Raw genomic sequence first — 21,128 nt, 5'->3', positions numbered from 1 at the left:
AGGAATGATGGCCTTGATACAAAAATTAAAAAGTGTTATACAAAATCTTCTGGTTTTTTTAAAAACCATTATTTTACTTTGGAAGACTAGTCGGGGAACGTTTCTTTTCATTCTTCTTGTTGATACCTCAATCGGCCTTACAATACCTGGTAAGTTGTGGGTCTGGAAAGAATTTATTGATGCTGCAGCTGAAATTTTGTCTGTTCCTTCAACTTCTTTTAAAAAGATGTTTTTTTGGTTGTCCATTCACTTCTCTTTAGTATTGTTTAGCTCTGTTTTGGGGAGAGTTTCTAATTTTGTACAGAATGTTTTTTCATCCAATTTGAATAAGACAATAACTGAAAAAATTTCTGAGAAAACAATGGAATTAGAAATGAAAGATTTCGATAATTCGGAGACATACAATCAAATTCAAAAATCTAGTGACCAATCATTAAACAGAAGTATAAGTATTCTACAAACGACAGTGAATTTTATAAATAATATAACCACTTTCATTGGGATTGTGGGAATTCTTATCTTTCTTGATACTTCTATTGTGTTGCTTTGCTTAGTTTCTTCGATTCCTATGTTTTACATTAGTATTAGAATACTCAATAAATGGTTTGCTGTGTTCAATGAAAGGTTTGAACAGAATCGATTTGTTAAACACTTAAAAACCATTCTCATTACTAATCATTATATAAAAGAATTGAAATTATCTAGTTCAGATCGATATCTAACAAATATAATCCTTGAGATTATGGATAAGTACATAAACGAAGATAAAAAAATAAGAAAGCGTTTTTTATTTGAGACGTCATTGGTCGATGTGATTGATAACGCTATTATGTATTTTATTAAAATACTGGTTGTTATTATTTGCTTAAATAGCAAATTAACGATTGGATCATTAACAATGTATGTAACAGCAATTGATAACTTGAAGAATACAGTCTCGAATATATTAACCCTTTTATCTTCGGCTTATGAGAACTGTTTATATATGCAGAGCATTTTTCAGCTATTAGATACTCCAGTAGAGAAAAAAGACAATAAAAGAGAATTTCCAATTCCATTTCAAAGAATAGAATTTAAGTCTGTTTCATTTTGTTATCCAGGTACAGAAATTTACGCTTTAAAAGACATTAATGTTGTTTTGGAAGCTAATCATGCTTATTCTCTTGTTGGGTTAAATGGTTCTGGTAAAACTACATTCATTAAATTACTTTTGAATTTATATCAGCCAACAGAAGGGGAAATACTTGTTGATGGAATAAACATTAACGAGTTTAATCGTTCAAGCTTGTTTGAAAATGTTACAGCTGTATTTCAAGACTTCATCCAATATCCATTTGATGTCAAAACAAATATAGGAATAGGAAATTTGGAAAATATTGATAATATTGATCGAATTATTAGCGCTGCAATCAGTTCTGGTGCAAATGACTTTATCATCAACCTTCCTAATCAATATGATACTAAGTTGAAAAAAGAATGGTCTGGAAGCGTAGATTTATCCCTAGGTCAATGGCAAAAATTGGCGATTACCCGTGCATTAATGAAGCCCTCTGCTGTATTGATTTTGGATGAGCCTACTGCATCTTTAGATGTCATAGCTGAACATGAGATTTTTATGAAATTCCAAGAAATGAGATGCAGTAGATTATGTATAATGGTAACCCATCGTTTTGTAAATACACGCCAAGTTGATAATATTATTGTTCTAGAGTCAGGAAAAATGATTGAATTCGGCAATCACAACGAATTAATTCAGTTAAAAGGAGTCTATGCTCGTCTATATCAAATGCAGGCGAATTCTTACGATAATGTAAATAATAGTGATTTTCGCGAAAAAGTCACAATATAAAATCACTTTTTTTCATCATAATACTGTTATACATATAGAAGGGAGGAGACGTGGTGGATGAACGGGAATGGATTCGACGTATACAAGAAGGAGAAACAAAATACCTGACTCCATTGATTGAACGGCATTATAGCGGAATTCAGAAGTATTGTTACTATCGGGTTAGAAGTGAAGAAGAGTCCAAGGATTTGACTCAGGAGACATTTTTGCGTTTTTGCAGATATATTGAAAAATATACAAATTCAGGGAAGTGTCGTGCGTACTTGTATACCATTGCCCGTCACCTGTGCAATGACTACTTACGGAAATGGACTCCACTGCCTTGGGAGCACGCTGAAGAAGCCTCAGACCTAGCGGCATTGCAGCGAGGAAACTCTGTCGAAGAGCAAGTAGAAAGAGAACAATTGATAGGTGAACTGCTGCAATTGCTGCCTGAAGAGCAGCGTGAAGCAATTTTTATGAGGTTTTGTCTGGATTTAACCTTTCGAGATATTGCTCAGATTTCTGGGATAAATGTATGTGTGGTGCAATACCGGGTTAGACGCGGATTATTGGTCTTGAGACGTCACTTAGAAAGGAGCGATTCGTTTGCCCAAGAAACAAGAAATCATCCTTGGTTCAATGAAAAACTTCCATTCGTCTCCCATTGATCAGCAGCATTTGGATAGAACAATTACTTCTGCAACTGTAGAATTGCGCCAAACACTGGGGAATCGCAGAACAACTTTCTTGGAGTTTTATATCAGTCAAATTCGCTTCATCAGTTGGAAAGTGTGGGCTATGCAACTGTTGATTGTATTGGGAATGGGTATGTTATTACACAGCCTTCTCCTAGGGTCAGAGGAAAGCTCTGATTTTATCATGTTGGCTTCAACCGCTGCACCATTGTTGGTCATGACGGGTATCCAGACCCTTACTTGTTCTATGAGTTCAAATATGCTTGAGATTGAACTTAGTACACGTCATCTTTTTCAAAAGCTAATGCTTGTAAGGATGAGTTTGTTGGCCATAACAGATCTTATAGGACTTACAATATTGGCGATATTATTGAATTTTTGGATACAAGCGGATTTCGTAAAGTTGATGCTTTTTCTGCTGGTCCCTTATAATGTGACTTGTTTTGGTTGCTTGTGCATTCTTAATAAAATTCGAACTTCTAACTGTGGCAACTACTGCTTTATTTTTTGCAGCCTAATTCTATTAATACAGATCATGTTAAAGATCTCTGCAGCGCAGACGCTATTTGATTCTTTGGAAGTATGGCTGGTGTTATTAATGCTCACATCTTTAGGTGTGGTTAAGGAGGTACGAGGTGTAAATAAAGTTTGTTGCAGTTTAGATAGTGCTTACCGAATATATAACTGAGTTTTGGAATTTAGGAAGGAATAACTGAGGAGGAGATAGGATGCTGGATTTGAGCTTGAATCAATTAAACAAACATTTTTCTGCTAAAAGAGCAGTTAAAGGAATATCCTTCCGACTCACTAGTGGTGTGTATGGTTTGCTGGGCGCCAATGGAGCAGGAAAAACGACGCTAATGCGGATGATATGTGGCATTTTAAACCCTACTTCAGGATCAATCCAGTTGAATGGTCAGGACATTGGACGAATGGGAGAGCGGTATCGCGATCTTCTGGGTTATCTGCCTCAGGACTTCGGATACTATCCCGACTTCAGTGCGGAGGAATTTCTTTGGTATATCGGGTCCCTGAAAGGATTAACGCCTTCGGCTTCAAAAGGAAAAACCCGAGAGCTTCTGCGGACGGTTGCCCTGGAAGATGTATCTAGAAAGAAAATACGTACATTTTCTGGTGGGATGAAACAACGTCTTGGAATAGCACAAGCCATGATTAATGACCCCAAAATACTGGTTCTGGATGAGCCAACGTCGGGACTTGATCCAAAGGAAAGAGTGCGTTTTCGCAATCTCATCGCTGATTTGGCCAGAGACAAGATCGTTATCCTCTCAACGCATATTGTTTCGGATATAGAATACATAGCTGATCAGATTCTCGTGATGAAGCAAGGTGAATTATTAATGCATGGTACCGTAGAAGATTTGACGGCAACAATGGAAGGGTTTGTATGGGTGTGCCATATTCCTGTCCGTGAAGCTGAAGAATGGAACGCTCGATATTGTGTGAGCAATCTTAGGCACGAAGGAAATCTGGTTGAATTGAGGATTGTGTCTGAGCAAAAACCTGCTGGACAAATAACATCAGTAGCACCTACGTTAGAAGACTTTTATTTATATCATTTTCAGGATGAACAGGACGAAATCAACAATGGAAGAAAATAGGGGGCACGAAGAATGGATACGCTCACCCGGTTTGAGTTGAAAAAAATTATAAGAAGGAAATCTTTTTATGCAAGCATACTGATTGTTGTATGTACGGCAATATTCTTATCTGTTGTCCTGATTACAAACGCTCGGATAACAGGCAAAGACGGGCAATTTTTACATGGCATACCCGCTATTCATTTGGAACAAAATTACAACCGAGAACTTGCTGGCCTATTAACTGTTGATAAATTGAAGAATACAATTGAACGGCATCAAAGTTTGATGAGAGATCCTAAAAACCTTGATGGCAACGGAGAAATGACAATTGAGGCAAATGGAACATTTGATGTGAAGGATTATCAAATTCATTCTTTAATCTCGTATGCTTTTTCTCCTATAGGTGGATATGATTTTTATATTATAGATAAAATGAGCCCAAGTGATGTAAATGAGTTTTATCAAAAACGGTTAGGTAAAGTTCAGGAGTATTTGAATACGGAGTATTCTTATGGTGACTACACGCAAGAAGAAAAAGCATATTTTAAGAAAATGAATGAGGACATTTCCATCCCATTCCAATTGGATTATGTTACTGGCTGGAAAAATGTATTTGAGAATTTACCCAATCTTTTTTTAATCATTTCATTCGTTATTGCAGCTTGTCTTGCCCCTGTGTTTGCCAACGAGTATCAGAGACGGACAGACTCCATCATTTTATCCACGAGATATGGCCGTAATAAGCTCATAATCGCAAAACTAAAAGCTAGCTTTCTGGTGTCAGCAGGATTTATTATATTGGGTCTTGCCATATATACATTGCTGCTGCTAGGAATATTCGGTTTTGATGGCGGCAATGCAAGTGTACAAATTATTGATTTTTTTGCCCCTGTTTCTTTCACAGTATTCCAAACTTACCTATGGGCTATCTTCATAGGAAGTACGGCTAGTTTGCTCATAGGGGCAGTTACGCTGTGGCTGTCTAGTAGGTTGAGTAGTTCATTTCCTGTTATGGTTACAATGGGAATAGTTCTTATTGGTCCTCTATTGATTCCTGAGAGTAAAAGTAGCCGGTTTTTAAATTATGCAATGGATTTACTGCCTGCGAATATGTTTGACGCATTTAATAAAATTACAGATTATAAATTGTTTCATTTTTTTGGAAGACTTATTCCCGAATACCAGGTATTAGCAATTTTTCCTATATTAGTTATAGTTGTAGTCCTACCATTTGCTTATTGGGCGTTTAAAACGCATCAAGTTTTTTAATGAATAGGGGGGTTGTTCTTGGATGCGTTAACCCGGTTTGAACTCCAGAAAATAACGAGGAAAAGATCATTTCTTGCAGGGATTATGATCGTTATACTGGCAGCTCTATTCTTGACTAATATGATGGTTGCGGGAACATGGATAATTAATGAAGATGGTGAGAAACTAAAAGGTTTAGCCGCTATTTCATTAAGAAAAGAATATGATCGCAAGCATGCAGGTCCATTAACCGTAGACAAAGTTGCAGAAGCAGTTAAGCGACACAAAAAAATAACATATGATCCTAAAAATCTGAACGCAAATAAAGAACTGACCAGTGAGGCATATGCAAAATTTGAAGTAATGGACGAACAGATGGACAACTTACTCAGGTTTACATTTTCTCCAGTAAAAGAATATGATTATCATGTAATAGAAAAGTTAAATTCATCATCTGCCCAAACATTCTATCAAAAACGAATCGAAAAGATTATTGATTATTTAAATTACGATTATTCCTATGGTAACTATTCTGTGAATGAAAAGGATTTTTTTATAGAAATGAATAAGAGTATTCCTGTTCCTTTTCAAATGGATTATGTGACCGGCTGGCAGAAGGTGTTTCAGTCACTTAGAAGCTTTTTTCTAATTATTTCATTTGTCATCGCAATAAGTCTTGCTCCTGTATTTGCGAGTGAATATCAGAGTGGAACAGACTCTGTGATTTTATCTACCCGATATGGCCGGAATAAGATCATTACAGCAAAATTCAAAGCCAGTTTTATTGTTACATGTGGAGTTACCTGCATTGCAATCGGAACATATACCCTTTTACTTCTTGGCTCATTTGGGTTTTATGGAGCAGATGCCAGTGTACAGATGATAGATCTATTGTCTCCTGTACCCTACACGGTGTTCCAAACGTACTTATGGGTGGTTTTTATTGGAATTCTTGCTTGCATGCTTGTAGGGGCTGTAACATTGTGGTTATCCAGTTGGATGAATAGCCCATTCCCAGTTATTATAGCGATGGGAATATTTTTGATCGGGCCACTGTTTATCCCTGCCAGCAAAAGTAGCCTATTGTTTAATCAACTGATGGATTTATTGCCTGGAAATATGTTTGATGGGTTTAAAAAAGTAACAGGATATGGTATTATCCATGTCTTTGGACAAATCATTCCCCAATATAAGTTCACGATAGGTTTTGCAATAATAAGCATCGCTTTATTATTGCCACTTACTTATCACAAATTCAGAAAACATCAGGTTACTTAAAATAGCTCTGCGTATTTGCAAGTCTCGGCATATATTTGCTCATAACCCTGCTCCGACAGAGTCCCGCTACCGGCAGCGGCAGGGAGGTGAGAAACCTGCCGCGGTACCACTGTCAGCCCCGCCGTTCATGGCCTCGATGTGCCGGGTAGCGGTGAACAGCTCCTGATCGGAGACGACGGCGGTGGTGGGCTACGCTTGCCAATGGCTCCTGTAGCAAACTGGAAGCCTTTTCGTTGCCGGCATAGGAAGGAAGCATGACATAAATATCCACTGGCAGGTCTCTTGGAGCGTCCCGGAATGTACCCTATGCCCGCCACTCCTGCGACGCTGCCGATTTCGTGCGGATCGGTGAGACAGCGTTTACCCCGTGCTGAAGCACCACTTTGGAGAACTCACAAGGGGTCCGCCGGGATTTGCTTGCCTGCCACTTGAATGCGTCTGAGTGCAGAGATTTAAAAGTGTTCATAGGTTCTACATCCTTTTCTATTTGTCCCGGGTATGCTAAAAAATCCTGATTACAAAAAATGCACACTGGCACTTATTTGTAATCAGGATTTACGGTGCCTGGTAGAGATCCACGACCCTAATCGCCGAAGTTATACAAAAATGTTATGTCTATACTATGCGGAGAAACCATGAAATTCAAGATCACACTACATGACATATAGAACCGTGCCCCGTTACGCACATAAATCCGCCCTTGCCCATATCCTGTAGGCATAAGGCTATGGTAAAGGGGAGCGGATAGATGCTGAGGATCAAATTAAATGAGCTGATCAAAAGCTGGGATAACGGCCTCGTGCAGACAGAGGTGTGGCGTTGGGATGGAATCGGCTGGAACGAGTGCATTCCCCAGCAGGAAGAGGATTTTATCCGGGCGGATGAAGAGTTGTTCGTAACGATCCCTGCGGTGGCGGGCTTATACCGGGTGGATTACTCCCGGAAACCGCTCGAACCGCTGTTTGTTCTCCCTGAGGTGGAGGAGAGTGCGCTGAGGGCTGAACTGCTGCACCCGGCGCCTTTTAAGCTGAAAGAGGGTACGCTTTGGGGTTATATCAACAATGAGGGCAAGACTGCCATCGAGCCCCGGTACGATTATGCCGAGGAATTTCAGGCGAACGGGCTGGCTATTGTGCAGCGTAAGGACAAAAGCGGACTGATTGACAGTACCGGCCGGGAAAGAGTGAAACCACTCTATTCCTTTATTGCCCCTTTTTCTGAAGGCAGAGCTGTAGTATCGGATGCGAAAGGCTACACACTGATTGATGAGAAGGGCAAAGAAGTCACTTCGGCGCGCGCGGATTATTTGAATTCACTCCAGGAAGGCCGGGCATTGTTCTCCAAACAGAGCACTGCCGGCAATTCGCGTTACGGTTATTGGGATGCGCAAGGTAAAGAGGTGCTGCCAGCCGTTTATGAGGATGCCGGTGATTTCATGGATGGGGTTGCACTGGTTAAGATCAAAGACGGTGAGTATGCGCTGATCGATCCGCAGGGGGCCGTATTGCACACGTACAATTATCCTTTTGTCGGCTACCCGGGAGACGGCTTGCTCGCCTTTCAGGCGGAGGAAAACGGCAAATACGGCTATCTCCGCACAGATGGCACTATAGCGATACAACCGCAGTTTACGGCTGCGCTGCCTTTTTCCGGAGGAAGAGCGGTGGTTAATACAGCATCAGACTATGGCAATGCCTACGGGCTTATTGATAAGCAGGGCAAACAGATCATCCCGGCCACCTATTATGAAGTGCTGCAGCTTGGCGAAGACCGGGTTGCACTTGGAACCCCTTTGATTGCATCCCAGCCTTACCGGGGATCACGCTACGCTATTGCAGACGCGGTGACAGGGAGAATCCTCAGCAGCCATCCTCTGCTCGGCGTGAACAATTACCAGAACGGCCTGGCGTCGGTATACGATGCCCAGAATACTTATTTTATCGATAAAAGCGGCAAAAAGGCTGCCCAACCTCCGGTCATCCCCGGCTCCGGCACACTCTCCTTCAGCGGCAGTCTGATCCGGGCAGATGTAGACCAGAGGATCTCTTATTATGACCGGAGAGGCAAACAGGTATGGAGGCACAACGGTGTGATACCGCTCCGGCCGCCTTATTCTGTGCTGGAGAAAAAATATAAGCCGAACAGAGACTACCTGGTGTACTATCCGGTGGTGGAAGGCATCGCCATTACGGATGTGTCCAGAGAAGTGAATGATAAGCTGCGGAGTCTTTCTCTGGCCGAAGGTGCGGGAACGGGAGCGCAAGACTTCAGTTATACCGGCGATTTCGCCGTATCCTTCTTCCGGAAGGTTTTGCTGGTCCTGGAGCTTAGCGGATACCGTTTCCCGTTCGGAGCGGCCCATGGCATGCCTACCCGGATCTATACGCATATCAATCTGAAGAACGGCAGGTTTTACCGGCTCGGTGACTTGTTCAAGCCGGGCAGCAAATATGTGCAAAAGCTCAGTGATATCGTCGGCAAGCAGATTGCGAACGATCCCCGGTATGATTATGTTTTTCCGGACACTTATAAAGGCATTACTGCTGATCAGCCGTTTTACGTGGATGAAGAGGCGCTTTACCTGTATTTTGCCCCGTATGAAATCGCGCCGTATGCCGCCGGGTTTCCGACCTTCCGTATTCCCTATGCGGAGATCATGGGCCTGATCTCAACTGAAGGTGAATTCTGGCAGTCTTTTCATTAGAAAAGCTCTTTGTGTGCCGATACCGATTATAATGGAAGAAAATTAAAATTTTTAAATATGCGGCGGCCGTTCCTTCGGGAACGGTTTTGCTGTTTTGGCATAGTGAACCAGGCCTTGGACTTTTTGCTGCCTAAAGGGACGAGCTTTCTGCCGCTCTATTAATCTCCAGAATTTAGAAGCGCACTGCTGATAGATTTGTGTTACAATGACTGAGGAACAAATTACAACTTTGTAATATTTGATTCAGCAACTCTTGGCAGCCCGCCACAATACAACACGAATAAGGAGATGGCAGAATGAAGAGCAAGACTTTAAGAGCGATGTTAGGGGGAAGTGTAGCAGCTGTTATGGCGCTTAGCATTTCTCTTCCATTACAGGCAAATGCAGCATCCGAAATTCAGACCGTGACCCTGAAGACTGACAACTTTGCACAGTTTATGGAATATCTACAACAATACAGCACTAATGGATTTTCGTTTGAGGGTTCCACTGTAACCATTACCAAGCCAGTCACTACCAGACCGGCGGCTGCAGTCCCAACAGCTACAGCCAAACCAGTGGCGACACCAGCGCCAACAGCCAAGCCAGTGGCAACACCAGCGCCGACAGTTAAGCCTGCAGCGCCAGTCGCAACAGCTAAGCCTGCAGCAATTCCTGCAGCTCCGGCAGTTTCGGATGCCACAGGAACCGCTGCCTTTACCCAGCAGATTGTAACGCTGGTCAACAAGGAACGCGCCGCAGCCGGACTTTCGCCTGTGTCCGCTTTGGCCAGCCTGAACAAAGTTGCGGCAGCGAAAGCCACTGACATGCGTGCGAATAATTATTTCTCCCATACCTCCCCTACGTATGGATCACCTTTTGACATGATGTCTGCGTTTGGAGTTACTTACCAGTATGCTGGTGAGAACATCGCCATGGGGCAGCGGACACCTCAGGAAGTTATGACCGCCTGGATGAACAGCGCAGGACACCGGGCCAACATCTTAAGTGCCAATTTCAATTATATCGGTGTCGGTTTTGATAACAATTATTGGGTTCAGGAATTCATCGGAAAGTAAAAATATTTTGCTGCAGCAGATCCTAGCTGCTTCAGCACTAAAAACCGTCCTCCGGCGCAGCCGGGGACGGTTTTTTGTCAAAATATAAGAATTTATATCCTTCGCGTAATAAATTATCTTTCTATTTTTCGCTGAAAAGGTTACCTTACTTTTAAGGACGGCGAAGCCGTTTACTACTTGTCGGAGTATTTGCAAATTGCACATAGAAGAATTATGTTTATCTACATAGTTAAGAACTTTGTAAAATGTGGAACAATGCAGAATAGAACGGCATACGGGGGGATAGCTTTTGAACGATTCCAAGTGGACCTGGCGGGCAGTCAGCCTGATTTCCATCGCGGCTACAATTCTTTTGCTGGGCGGGTTTGTTTATGCAGTGAAGGATATCTTGTATCCGAGAGGGGAAGCCTTGCTGACCACTTTACCGCAGGAAACAGCAGCTCCGGCTGCTGCAACTGACGGAGTAATCAAAATAGTGGCATTAGGGGACTCTCTGGCTAAAGGAACGGGCGATAACGAGGGAAGCGGCTTCGTAAAGCGCACAATAGATGGCTTGACAGCAAAAGGCAGCAAAGCAAGTCTGACCGGCAACCTGGGGATCAACGGCATGACCACAGCCGGACTGCAGAGCAGGCTCCAGCAGGAAGGCGTGAAATATGCGCTGCGCCAGTCCAATGTGATCCTGGTCTCCATTGGCGGGAATGATCTGTTCAGGGGCTCCGACCTTTTAGGGAGCAGCAGTAAAGGCCAGCAAATAGCGGTACCCGAAACAGAAAGTACCGACAGTGGAGGTACAGGTACCAGTGCAGGCTCGGGATTAGGAGCTGGCGAGGGGATGACTGGTGGTGCTGAAGGGGCCGGAGATCTAACCCCCGAATCTCTGCTGGCAGCACTGCCGGAAGCGGCTAAACGGCTGAATACGATACTGGAACGCATTGCGGAGATTAATCCTGAGGCACAGATCTTTTATATGGGGCTTTATAACCCCTTTGGAGATATTCCTGAGCTGCTTGTACCCGGCAATCAGGCGGTCACCGCCTGGAATAATGCGGCGATGGATATTATTAATAAGCACAGCAATATGACGCTTGTCCCAACCTTTGATTTGTTCAACCGCCATCTGGACAAGTATTTATCGGGCGACCATTTTCATCCGAATGGCGATGGATACCAGCGGATGAGTGAGCGGATCGTTCAGGCGGTGCAATAAGCCTCATGAACAGTGAAAAGGACACAGAAATGGAGAACAGGGGGCTGTGAGAAAGATGACAAAAGATCAAAGCGGCGGCTCCGGAACGGTAGTGCTGTCTGTCGAGGGTGTCCGCAAAAAGATAGGCCGTAAATGGATTATTAACGATGTAACCTTTGATGTGCGGGAAGGCGAAGTTTTTGGCTTTCTCGGTCCGAATGGAGCCGGAAAAACGACGACAATCCGCATGCTTGTGGATCTGATCCGTCCCAGTGAGGGGAGTATTACCGTATGCGGCTATAATGTGAACCGGCAGCCCGAAAAAGCGCTGCAATATGTCGGCTCCATTGTAGAGAACCCGGAGGTATATACCTACCTGACCGGGTGGGAGAACCTGCAGCATTTTGCCCGGATGCAGCCGGGAGTGGACAAGGCCCGCATTGACGAGGTAGTGGATATTGTCAGGCTGGATCAGCGGATTCACGATAAGGTGAGCACGTATTCGCTCGGCATGCGCCAGCGTCTGGGCATTGCCCAAGCCCTTCTAGGACGGCCCCGGCTGCTTATTCTGGATGAACCGACCAACGGGCTTGATCCCAAAGGAATCAAGGAACTGCGGGAATTCATCCGCCAGCTTGCTGCTGAAGGGCTTGCTGTATTTGTATCCAGCCATCTGCTGAGCGAAATTCAGCTGCTGTGTGACCGTGTGGCAATCATCAGCAAAGGCCGGGTACTGGCTGTAGGCGGAGTAGAGGATCTGGTCGCCCGGAATTCTCCTTATGTACTCTGGGAACTGGAACCGTTAAGCAGAGCAAAAAAGATCCTGGACAGCCGCCCGGATATTTCACTGATGGAGCTGGATGAGGTGACGCTGGACGATTCCATAATTGCCGGAATGGGGGCGAATTCTCTGGTTACGGTGATGGAGGAGGATTTGATCCCAGAAATTGTAGCCGTGCTGGTTACAGCTGAAGTGGAAGTAAGAGCCGTGCATAAAATCAATCCCACACTGGAACAGCTATTCTTGAAGCTAACGGAAGGTGAAACTATTGACTAGCCTGATGCCGCTCATCCGCAATGAGTGCCTGAAGATTATAAAAAAGAAGCGTTTCTACATCATTTTGCTCATTCTGGTTGTTCTCGTGCCTATGTTCACCTATGCACAGATGCGGATTGCCGACCGCAACAAGGATAAGTTCAATTCGGACTGGAGGCTGGAGATTCAGCAGCAGATCACGGACAACCAGAATTCGCTGGGCAGCGACCGGATTCCGGAGGAATGGAAGTCATACCGGAAAATATTTGTCCAGCAGCTGCAATATTATCTGGATCATGATGTGAACCCCAATGAGCCCAGCGGGGTAACCTTCACCCGGGAGTTCTTGGACAACTCGGTATCCTTGTTCATTCCGCTGCTGATTATGGCTGTAGCCTCTGACCTGGTCTCTGGAGAGCGGACCACCGGGACCATCAAAATGCTGTTGACCCGTCCGGTGAAACGCTGGAAGGTGCTGTTCAGCAAAATGGCGGCGCTGCTAATGTTCGTCTCGCTCATTGTGCTTGCGGCCTTTGTGATCAGCTACCTTATTTCCGGTCTTGCTTTTGGCTATAAGGGATTTAACGTGCCAGTCTTTACGGGTTTTCAGCTGAATGGTGACACCGTGGACATGTCCTCCGTACATGCGGTGCCGCAGTGGAAATATCTGCTGATGCAAGGCGGCTTGATTTGGTTCGTGAGCGTAGTTGTTGCACTCCTGGCCTTTATGGTGTCCGTGCTTGTCCGCAGCACAGCCGCAAGTATTGTGGTCATGATGGCGGCGCTGATTGCCGGCACCATTCTGACCAATATGGCTTCGGCGTGGACGACGGCCAAATATTTATTTATGGTCAATCTGGGTCTGACCGGGTATTTGGCCGGATCACCCGCTCCCATTGAGGGGATGACGCTGTCTTTTTCCATGGGGGTACTGGCCGTTTGGGGGATTCTTTCGGTGATCATTTCATTCGCCGTCTTTACGAAACGGGATATTTTGAATTAGAATGTACAAAGTGAACCAAAACGTTTGTTTGCATTTCGCAGATAGAGAAAGAAGGAGGAGCATGAATGCTCGAACAGATCGATATGTTTGCAAAAGTCTCCAAGAACGGCGGCACTGCCGCGACTGGATACGATGCTGACGACATTCAGGTGCTCGAAGGTCTGGTTGCAGTACGCAAACGGCCCGGCATGTATATCGGCAGTACGAGTTCTTCGGGACTGCACCATCTGGTATGGGAAATCGTGGATAACGCCGTAGATGAGCATTTGGCTAAATTTTGCTCGAAGATTGATATTACCCTCCGCAAGGATGGCTCAGTGACCGTGCTCGATAACGGACGCGGAATTCCAACCGGAATGCACAAGACCGGAGTGCCTACACCGCAGGTGGTATTTACGATCCTCCACGCAGGCGGTAAATTCGGAGGCTCCGGCTACAAGAAATCCGGCGGTCTGCACGGCGTAGGGGCTTCAGTCACGAATGCTTTGTCCGAGTGGCTGGAAGTTGAAATATACCGGGACGGCAAAATCCACCGGCAGCGCTTTGAATATTGGGTAGATAAAAGCGGGAAGGAGCATGTCGGTGAGCCCGTAACGGGGCTTGAAGTTCTGGGGAATACGAATAAGACCGGATCGAAGATTACGTTCAAGCCGGATATTCGCGTCTTTCCAAACGGCATTGCCCTGAATTATGATACGCTTGCGGAACGGGTGCAGGAGATTGCATTTCTGAATTCCGGACTGCGCATTATGCTGACGGATGAACGCAGCGGCCGCCAGGATGAATACTATTATGAAGGCGGGGCCAGCCAGTTCGTGCAGTTCCTCAATGAGGGCAAGGATGTGCTGCATGATGTGATCCATTTCAGCTCGGAGAAGGATGATATTGAAGTTGAGGTAGCGCTGCAGTACAATGCCGGTTATACAGAAACGCTGGCTTCCTTCGTGAACTCGATTCCTACCCGCAGCGGCGGCACGCATGAAACAGGCTTCAAGACAGCCTACACCCGGGTGTTGAATGATTATGCCCGCCGGACGCAGCTGCTCAAGGAAAAGGACAAGAACCTGGAGGGCAATGATCTCCGCGAAGGCATGATGGCGGTAATCAGCGTCAAGATGTCCGAGGTGGAATTCGTCGGGCAGACCAAGGACCAGCTTGGCAGCGCCTCTGCGCGCAGTGCCGTGGATTATATCGTATCTGAGAATATGGCCCGTTTCCTGGAAGAAAATCCGCAGGTGGCTCAGAGTCTGCTGAAGAAGTCCATTCAGGCTTCTAAGGCTCGGGAAGCGGCACGCAAAGCCCGCGATGAGATCCGCAGCGGCAAAAAACGCAGTGAAAGCTCAAATCTTGGCGGCAAGCTGTCTCCTGCACAGTCCAAGGATGTGACACGCACAGAGCTGTTCATTGTCGAAGGCGATTCTGCCGGAGGCTCCGCCAAGCAGGGCCGGGATTCCAAGATTCAGGCCATCCTGCCGCTGAAGGGCAAGCCGATGAATTCCGAGAAGGCCAAGCTGCTGGATGTGCTTAAGAACGACGAATTCAAGGCGATAATTTCCACCATTGGTGCAGGGATCGGACCGGATTTTGCCGTAGAAGACAGCAATTATTCCAAGATCATCATCATGACCGATGCCGATACGGACGGGGCGCATATCCAGGTGCTGCTGCTGACCTTTTTCTATCGTTATATGAAGCCGCTGATCGATGCCGGCAAGGTCTACATCGCCCAGCCTCCGCTTTATAAGCTGACGCGCAAATCGGGCAAGCTGGAGACGGTACGCTACGCCTGGAGCGATGAGGAACTGGCGAACTACCTGAAGGAGTTTGGCAAGAATTTCGAGCTGCAGCGCTACAAGGGACTTGGTGAAATGAACCCGGATCAGCTGTGGGAGACTACGATGAATCCGGAATCGCGCAACCTGCTGCAGGTGCAGATTGAGGACGCCGCCAAAGCCGAGCGCCGTGTATCCACGCTGATGGGCGATAAGGTTGACCCCCGCAAGCGCTGGATTGTGGAGAATGTCGATTTCACGGAGATTGAGGAGTAGCAAGAATTAGGCGGATACGGAGTAACTTCCGTGATTCACCCTTGCACCGGTTCAGCGGCAGAGTTTCGTAGAGATGCCGGGGCACAGCTGGCACAGAAATGTGTTTATCGGAAATTGACGAAAATTCCGGGGTTGGAATAGCTTGGTGATGAAAGGAGCGTAGGGGAAGTTTGGAACTGTAGGAGCGGCAGCGTCCGCCTTTGTCTGCGGATTTCACCGATAACATCGGTATAAATCAGGAAATCTGGAGACAACAGCGGCAGGAAGTCCAAACATTCACCGCAGTGACGATGATTTCACCACACTATTTTGAGTTGGATAGATTGAGGAACAGAAGGTGAGCGAATGAGCAGTTTATCAGAACAGTTTTTGCCGGCTTTTCTGGAAGAGGTCGTCGGTGACCGCTTTGGCCGGTATTCCAAATATATTATTCAGGACCGGGCGATTCCGGATGTCCGCGACGGGCTGAAGCCCGTGCAGCGCCGGATTCTGTATGCGATGTACGATTCAGGCAATACCCCTGACAAGCCATACCGCAAGTCCGCCAAGACGGTCGGGGATGTGATGGGGAACTATCATCCCCATGGAGACTCGTCCATCTACGAAGGCATGGTGCGGATGGCACAGCCCTGGAAGATGGGCCACGTCCTTATAGACGGCCACGGGAACTGGGGTTCCATGGATGATGACCCGGCAGCAGCGATGCGTTACACGGAAGCGCGGCTGTCGCCGATCGCGATGGAGATGATGCGCGATATCGAGAAGCGTACGGTGCTGTTCAAGGACAACTTTGACAATACGGCCAAAGAGCCGGTGGTAGTTCCTTCACGGTACCCGAATCTGCTGGTCAACGGAACCAGCGGCATCTCTGCCGGGTTCGCGACGGAAATTCCTCCGCACAATCTGCGTGAGGTTATTGATGCTTGCATCGCTGTCATGCAGAAACCGGATATTGCGCTGGAGGACATCATGACCTTTATCAAAGGTCCGGATTTTCCGACAGGCGGCACCATTATGGGCGGCGATGGCATCATGGATGCTTACCGCACCGGCAAAGGGCGCATCTACTTACGCTCCAAGACGGAAATTGAGACGCTGCGCGGCGGAAAGCAGCAGATTGTAATTACTGAGGTGCCGTTCCAGATCGTCAAGTCCCGGCTGGTCACCTCCATGGAGAATATCCGGCTGGAAAAGAAGATTGAAGGTATTGCTGAAGTCCGCGATGAGAGCGGACGCGATGGCCTCCGGATCGTGGTCGAGCTTAAGAAAGAGGCGGATGCCCAGGGTATCCTGGCTTACCTGCTCAAAAAAACCGATCTGCAGGTTACTTATAATTTCAACATGGTGGCCATCGTCAACAAGTCTCCACAGCAGCTTGGCCTCAAGGCTATCCTGGAGGCTTACATCGCCCATCAGCGCGAGGTGGTAACCCACCGCACCCGTTTCGATCTGGAAAAAGCAGAAGACCGCGCCCACGTCCTGGAAGGGCTGGTCAAAGCGCTGAACATTCTGGATGAGGTCATCGCCGCCATCAAAGCGTCGAAGAACCGCCAGGATGCCCAGAACAATCTGGTCTGGATGTTCGGCTTCAGTGAACGCCAGGCGGATTCGATCCTCACCTTGCAGCTGTACAGATTAACCAACCTGGAGATCCATTCGCTCCAGAAGGAGCTGGACGAAATGCATGCCCGCATTGCCGTGCTGCAGGGGATTCTGGACAGTGACAAGAAATTGATCGCCGTAATCCGGAAAGAGCTTATTGAAATCCGCGACAAATACGGCATCGACCGCCGCTCGCTCATCCAGGGCGAAGTGGAGGAGCTTAAAGTCAGCCTTGAAGTGCTCGTCAACGCCGAAGATGTTCTTGTAGCTCTTTCAGCGGACGGATACATCAAACGGACCGGCATGCCGTCCTTTACCCGGTCAGGCGGTGAACGCCATGCTTCAGGTGTGAAGGAAGGCGACCATATCATCAAGCTGATGGACCTGAATACCCGGGACAGCCTGCTTGTGTTTACCCGCAAAGGCCAATATTTCCTGCTTCCGGTCCATCAGATACCGGAGTTTAAATGGAAAGAGCCGGGTACGGCGATCGTCAACGTGATTGGCCTTGCCAAGGGGGATGGGATTGCCGCTATTCTGCCGGTGGGCAATATGGATGATCCTGGAGCCAGCCTGGTCTTCGTCACGCGCAAGGGCCAAGTGAAGCGTACGGAGCTCAAGGAATACTCTACCAGCCGCTCAGGGGCGGTTGCAGCCTGCAAGGTGGCTGAGGGGGATGAGGTCATTACTGTGGCGTTAAGCAGCGGTGACAAGGAGATTGTGCTGGTGACCCGTGAAGGCATGAGCATCCGCTTCCGTGAGAACGAAGTGAACCCAATGGGCCGTGTTGCCAGTGGGGTGAGGGGAATACAATTGCGTGAAGGAGACGAGGTGGTCTCCTGCTTCTGGGTCAATGAAGATGAAGGCGAAATCCTGGCTGTAACTGAAATTGGCTATGCCAAACGCACGCTCCTCCTGGACTATCCTGCACAGAGCCGGGGCGGCAAAGGTATGCCAACCTTCGAATTCAAGGAAGGCAAACGTGTCCGTCCGAACGGCAGCAGAATTTCAGGTGCCTTCTATTGCCGGGAACCGCTGGAACTGTTGGCTATTACCCGCGAGGGGGCAACGTTTACCTTTTCCTCTGAATCGGCGCCGCTCGGGGAACGCCGTTCGATAGGCAAGCAGCTGATGGCCGTAGAGAAGAAGGACGAGATTACCAGTCTGTTTCCCGCGATCAAATAAACTGTGATTCGTAATTCCAGCAAGGGCTGAAGAAATGAACGGTGTCCGGGACCTCCCTACGGAGAAGACGGACACCGTTTTAAGATATACCCGCAGTACCAGATATATAGTCCAAAAGATTCATTTTTATATGGCAGCGGGCTATTTATTTTTTTCTTTTGCAGGAAATGGAAGTTATCTCGCGAAAATGTAGTTATAGCGGCCCGATAAGATACCATCCTAATTGATCTAGAAAGGAAGGAATAAGTGTGCACTCCACTGAATTCAGTAAGATCTGGCATAAATTATTGAAGGATTATAAGTTACATATGGACAGCAACCTTGCCCCTACACTTACAGATGCCCAACTCACCGTACTGGAATTACTGCAGGAACGTGACGCGATGAAGCCTTCCGATCTGGCTCCGCATCTGGCGACCAGCCCGGCAGCGGTAACGATGCTGCTGGACCGGATGGAGAAGCATGGTCTGATTGTCCGGGAGCGTGATGCTGCCGACCGGCGGATTGTATGGGTAAGCATCACGGAAACGGGCAAGCGGGAGACTGAGCGCGGGCTTCAGATCCGCAGTGATTTTTTTGCTGAGGCACTGGACCCGATTTCTTCCCATAACCAGCAGCTCCTGCTCTACCTGATGGGCAAAATGGTTGTCGCTCCAACACCGGAGGGCTCAACCCCCTAAGATATGTGGTCAAGCCATACAAAAAAGCTGTTATATTGAAAGTTGCCGATGCTGCAGAAGCAAGCGGTTTCATCTGCAGCATGAAGTGCTCCAGTGAAGGCGTTATTTTACGAAACACACACCTTTTCCGGATCAGTCGGACTCAGGAGCCGTTATATTGTTCTTTCGGGCCCAAAATGAGGGAGAGCTGGTCAAATAACGGATGTAAGCACCACATGTCTATTCACCGGCTGAGGTGAATTTGAATTTTTTTGCCGCAGCTGAATCATCTCCATGACATAAGAGAAGCCGGCATGCTTGTGCAAGATGGCATTTGAACAGAGCAAACTATATACAAAAGCAGGCCTCCGTTAAAGGATGGCCTGCTTTTGTATATGCTGTGACCACAGGCTCCACGGATGGGTCTGCGGGGGGATAGAGATCAGTTCAGTTTCCTCTTTGGTCACGGGATGCGGGAAGCCGACAACTGCAGACCACAAGGCAATCTGCTGGCCGGGCTTGTTGACAGCGGCTCCGTATTTCTGGTCACCATACAGGGGACACCGGATACCGCTAAGCTGCACCCGGATCTGGTGGGAACGTCCGGTAAGCAGGTCAATCTTAAGCAGGCTATAGCCTCCGGCGCTCCCGATCACCGTATAATCCAGAATAGCTTCCTTGCCGCCGGGCGTGCCTTTGCGGACAATCGTGACCGTGTTGGTCTTGGCATCCTTCAGCAGCGTGTTGACCAGACGGCCCTGCGCGGCCGGAGGTTTGCCATGAACCACAGTTAAATATACTTTGCGGAAGTGATGGGAGCGGACGCTTTCGGACAGCCGGGAAGCAGCTTTGGAGGTCTTGGCAAAAATCATCGCCCCGCCGACCGGCCGGTCCAGCCGGTGGACCAGACCCATATATACATTGCCCGGTTTATGGAAACGTTCCTTCACATCTTGCTTCAACAGACTGAGCAGATCGGGATCTCCTGTGGCATCCTCCTGTACAGGAATATTAACGGGCTTCACAATGCCGAGCAAATGGTTGTCTTCGTACAGGATCTCGAACCGGGAGCTTCCGCTGCCGGAATCCCCGGCTGCACCGGGCAACATTCCTGACATGGCTTACGCCTCCCAGCGGCCCAGAATTCCGCAAGGCAGGTTCATCCCGGAGGCTGTAATCGGCAGGCCAATTTCACCGGAGGTCAGCTTGCCTCCATAACGATTGCCCATCGTCATCGAGAGCATGTTGCGGAGAACCGTTGGCGAAATGCCGGTGGTGTAGGAGTTGATCAGCATGAACAGCGGCCGGTCGCTCATAATTTCCAGGCAGCTCTCCAGGAACGGATACAGGCTCGCTTCCAATTTCCACATTTCACCCCCGGGTCCTCTGCCATAGGATGGCGGGTCCATGATGATTGCGTCGTACTTGCTGCCGCGGCGCTGCTCACGCTGTACGAATTTGAACACATCGTCGGTAATGAAGCGGACCGGACGTTCAGCCAGACCGGACAGCTGCACATTTTCCTTCGCCCATTGGACCATGCCTTTAGCGGCATCCACATGCACGACGGAAGCACCTGCGCTGGCTGCTGCGACGGTAGCGCCGCCAGTGTAAGCAAACAGATTGAGTACGGAAATCGGACGGCCCGCTTCAGCGATCTTGTCCATCATCCAGCGCCAGTTGGCCGCCTGCTCGGGGAACAGGCCGGTATGCTTGAAGTTGGTGGGGCGTAAATGGAATTTCAGCTTGCCGTAGCTAATTTTCCAGTCGTCCGGAATGTTTTTTTTCATTTCCCATTGTCCGCCTCCGGCGGAGCTGCGGTGATAGTGTCCATGCACGTCGCGCCATTTTGCCGTCTCATTGGCCAGCGGCCAGATGATTTGCGGGTCAGGACGGCGGAGAATAATGTCTCCCCAGCGCTCCAGCTTTTCTCCGCCTCCGGTATCGATGACTTCGTAGTCCTTCCAATCACTTGCTATATACATCTT

Annotated in this window: 17 protein-coding genes and 1 riboswitch; of the genes, 14 read left to right on the top strand and 3 right to left on the bottom strand. The window is 47.5% G+C overall.

Features of this window, described 5'->3' with window-relative positions:
* The first annotated feature begins 13 nt into the window (after positions 1-13).
* From PGRAT_RS19510 to PGRAT_RS19490, 6 genes are read left to right on the top strand one after another with little or no spacing between them, the layout of a single operon-like run.
* Entirely contained in the window at positions 14-1,849 is a 1,836-nt protein-coding gene (locus PGRAT_RS19510) for an ABC transporter ATP-binding protein (RefSeq protein ID WP_162165102.1), read from the top strand.
* Between the two features lie 53 nt (positions 1,850-1,902).
* On the top strand, positions 1,903-2,499 hold the full coding sequence (locus PGRAT_RS32530) for an RNA polymerase sigma factor (RefSeq protein WP_162165101.1): 597 nt from the start codon (positions 1,903-1,905) through the stop codon (positions 2,497-2,499).
* Positions 2,438-3,214 carry a hypothetical protein gene (locus PGRAT_RS19505; RefSeq protein ID WP_025708177.1) on the top strand — a complete coding sequence of 259 codons (777 nt, stop codon included), beginning with the start codon at positions 2,438-2,440 and terminating at the stop codon, positions 3,212-3,214. Before PGRAT_RS32530 ends, PGRAT_RS19505 begins: the two co-directional genes overlap by 62 nt.
* A gap of 40 nt (positions 3,215-3,254) precedes the next feature.
* Positions 3,255-4,148 (top strand): ABC transporter ATP-binding protein, encoded by an 894-nt coding sequence (locus PGRAT_RS19500; RefSeq protein WP_337588178.1) that lies wholly within the window; start codon positions 3,255-3,257, stop codon positions 4,146-4,148.
* Between the two features lie 12 nt (positions 4,149-4,160).
* Positions 4,161-5,399 carry an ABC transporter permease subunit gene (locus tag PGRAT_RS19495; protein ID WP_025708175.1) on the top strand — a complete coding sequence of 413 codons (1,239 nt, stop codon included), beginning with the start codon at positions 4,161-4,163 and terminating at the stop codon, positions 5,397-5,399.
* Positions 5,400-5,417: 18 nt separating this feature from the next.
* Positions 5,418-6,656 (top strand): ABC transporter permease subunit, encoded by a 1,239-nt coding sequence (locus tag PGRAT_RS19490; protein ID WP_025708174.1) that lies wholly within the window; start codon positions 5,418-5,420, stop codon positions 6,654-6,656.
* A 304-nt stretch (positions 6,657-6,960) separates the two neighbouring features.
* On the opposite strand, the gene PGRAT_RS33340 is transcribed toward PGRAT_RS19490, so the two are convergent.
* Positions 6,961-7,122: a hypothetical protein gene (locus tag PGRAT_RS33340; RefSeq protein ID WP_155990526.1), complete on the bottom strand. Its 162-nt coding sequence runs from the start codon at positions 7,120-7,122 to the stop codon at positions 6,961-6,963.
* Positions 7,123-7,181: 59 nt separating this feature from the next.
* A riboswitch (purine riboswitch) is annotated at positions 7,182-7,280 on the bottom strand.
* A gap of 124 nt (positions 7,281-7,404) precedes the next feature.
* On the opposite strand from PGRAT_RS33340, the gene PGRAT_RS19485 reads away from it, so the two are divergent.
* The 8 genes from PGRAT_RS19485 to PGRAT_RS19450 all read left to right on the top strand — a co-directional run bounded on the left by PGRAT_RS19485 (position 7,405) and on the right by PGRAT_RS19450 (position 19,161).
* On the top strand, positions 7,405-9,360 hold the full coding sequence (locus tag PGRAT_RS19485; protein ID WP_025708173.1) for a WG repeat-containing protein: 1,956 nt from the start codon (positions 7,405-7,407) through the stop codon (positions 9,358-9,360).
* 296 nt (positions 9,361-9,656) lie between these two features.
* On the top strand, positions 9,657-10,418 hold the full coding sequence (locus tag PGRAT_RS19480) for a CAP domain-containing protein (protein ID WP_042267077.1): 762 nt from the start codon (positions 9,657-9,659) through the stop codon (positions 10,416-10,418).
* Positions 10,419-10,707: 289 nt separating this feature from the next.
* Complete coding sequence (locus PGRAT_RS19475; RefSeq protein WP_025704427.1) at positions 10,708-11,628, top strand: GDSL-type esterase/lipase family protein; 921 nt, start codon at positions 10,708-10,710, stop codon at positions 11,626-11,628.
* Positions 11,629-11,683: 55 nt separating this feature from the next.
* Entirely contained in the window at positions 11,684-12,664 is a 981-nt protein-coding gene (locus PGRAT_RS19470) for an ABC transporter ATP-binding protein (protein WP_025704426.1), read from the top strand.
* Between the two features lie 4 nt (positions 12,665-12,668).
* Positions 12,669-13,646 carry an ABC transporter permease gene (locus PGRAT_RS19465; RefSeq protein WP_411830900.1) on the top strand — a complete coding sequence of 326 codons (978 nt, stop codon included), beginning with the start codon at positions 12,669-12,671 and terminating at the stop codon, positions 13,644-13,646.
* Positions 13,647-13,711: 65 nt separating this feature from the next.
* Positions 13,712-15,694: a DNA topoisomerase IV subunit B gene (parE, locus tag PGRAT_RS19460; protein WP_025704424.1), complete on the top strand. Its 1,983-nt coding sequence runs from the start codon at positions 13,712-13,714 to the stop codon at positions 15,692-15,694.
* A gap of 345 nt (positions 15,695-16,039) precedes the next feature.
* Positions 16,040-18,481 (top strand): DNA gyrase subunit A, encoded by a 2,442-nt coding sequence (gyrA, locus tag PGRAT_RS19455; RefSeq protein ID WP_025704423.1) that lies wholly within the window; start codon positions 16,040-16,042, stop codon positions 18,479-18,481.
* Between the two features lie 248 nt (positions 18,482-18,729).
* On the top strand, positions 18,730-19,161 hold the full coding sequence (locus PGRAT_RS19450; protein WP_020429133.1) for a MarR family winged helix-turn-helix transcriptional regulator: 432 nt from the start codon (positions 18,730-18,732) through the stop codon (positions 19,159-19,161).
* 350 nt (positions 19,162-19,511) lie between these two features.
* Here the strand turns inward: PGRAT_RS19450 and PGRAT_RS19445 are convergent, their stop codons facing one another.
* On the bottom strand, positions 19,512-20,249 hold the full coding sequence (locus PGRAT_RS19445; RefSeq protein WP_420329495.1) for an RluA family pseudouridine synthase: 738 nt from the start codon (positions 20,247-20,249) through the stop codon (positions 19,512-19,514).
* A gap of 12 nt (positions 20,250-20,261) precedes the next feature.
* Positions 20,262-21,125: a class I SAM-dependent methyltransferase gene (locus tag PGRAT_RS19440; RefSeq protein ID WP_042267072.1), complete on the bottom strand. Its 864-nt coding sequence runs from the start codon at positions 21,123-21,125 to the stop codon at positions 20,262-20,264.
* Between the last annotated feature and the right edge of the window lie 3 nt (positions 21,126-21,128).

Origin of the sequence: Paenibacillus graminis (assembly GCF_000758705.1) — a bacterium.
GTDB classification, from domain to species: domain Bacteria; phylum Bacillota; class Bacilli; order Paenibacillales; family Paenibacillaceae; genus Paenibacillus_AQ; species Paenibacillus_AQ graminis.
Note: the sequence above shows the minus strand (reverse complement) of the source record. Positions and strands in the feature narration are given on the sequence as shown.

Coding starts and splice junctions, on each gene's coding strand:
- PGRAT_RS19485 (WP_025708173.1), top strand. CDS start 7,405: ATGCTGAGGATCAAATTAAATGAGCTGATCAAAAGCTGGGATAACGGC.
- PGRAT_RS33340 (WP_155990526.1), bottom strand. CDS start 7,122: ATGAACACTTTTAAATCTCTGCACTCAGACGCATTCAAGTGGCAGGCA.
- PGRAT_RS19445 (WP_420329495.1), bottom strand. CDS start 20,249: ATGTTGCCCGGTGCAGCCGGGGATTCCGGCAGCGGAAGCTCCCGGTTC.
- PGRAT_RS19500 (WP_337588178.1), top strand. CDS start 3,255: ATGCTGGATTTGAGCTTGAATCAATTAAACAAACATTTTTCTGCTAAA.
- PGRAT_RS19480 (WP_042267077.1), top strand. CDS start 9,657: ATGAAGAGCAAGACTTTAAGAGCGATGTTAGGGGGAAGTGTAGCAGCT.
- PGRAT_RS19495 (WP_025708175.1), top strand. CDS start 4,161: ATGGATACGCTCACCCGGTTTGAGTTGAAAAAAATTATAAGAAGGAAA.
- PGRAT_RS19470 (WP_025704426.1), top strand. CDS start 11,684: ATGACAAAAGATCAAAGCGGCGGCTCCGGAACGGTAGTGCTGTCTGTC.
- PGRAT_RS19465 (WP_411830900.1), top strand. CDS start 12,669: ATGCCGCTCATCCGCAATGAGTGCCTGAAGATTATAAAAAAGAAGCGT.
- PGRAT_RS19440 (WP_042267072.1), bottom strand. CDS start 21,125: ATGTATATAGCAAGTGATTGGAAGGACTACGAAGTCATCGATACCGGA.
- parE (WP_025704424.1), top strand. CDS start 13,712: ATGCTCGAACAGATCGATATGTTTGCAAAAGTCTCCAAGAACGGCGGC.
- gyrA (WP_025704423.1), top strand. CDS start 16,040: ATGAGCAGTTTATCAGAACAGTTTTTGCCGGCTTTTCTGGAAGAGGTC.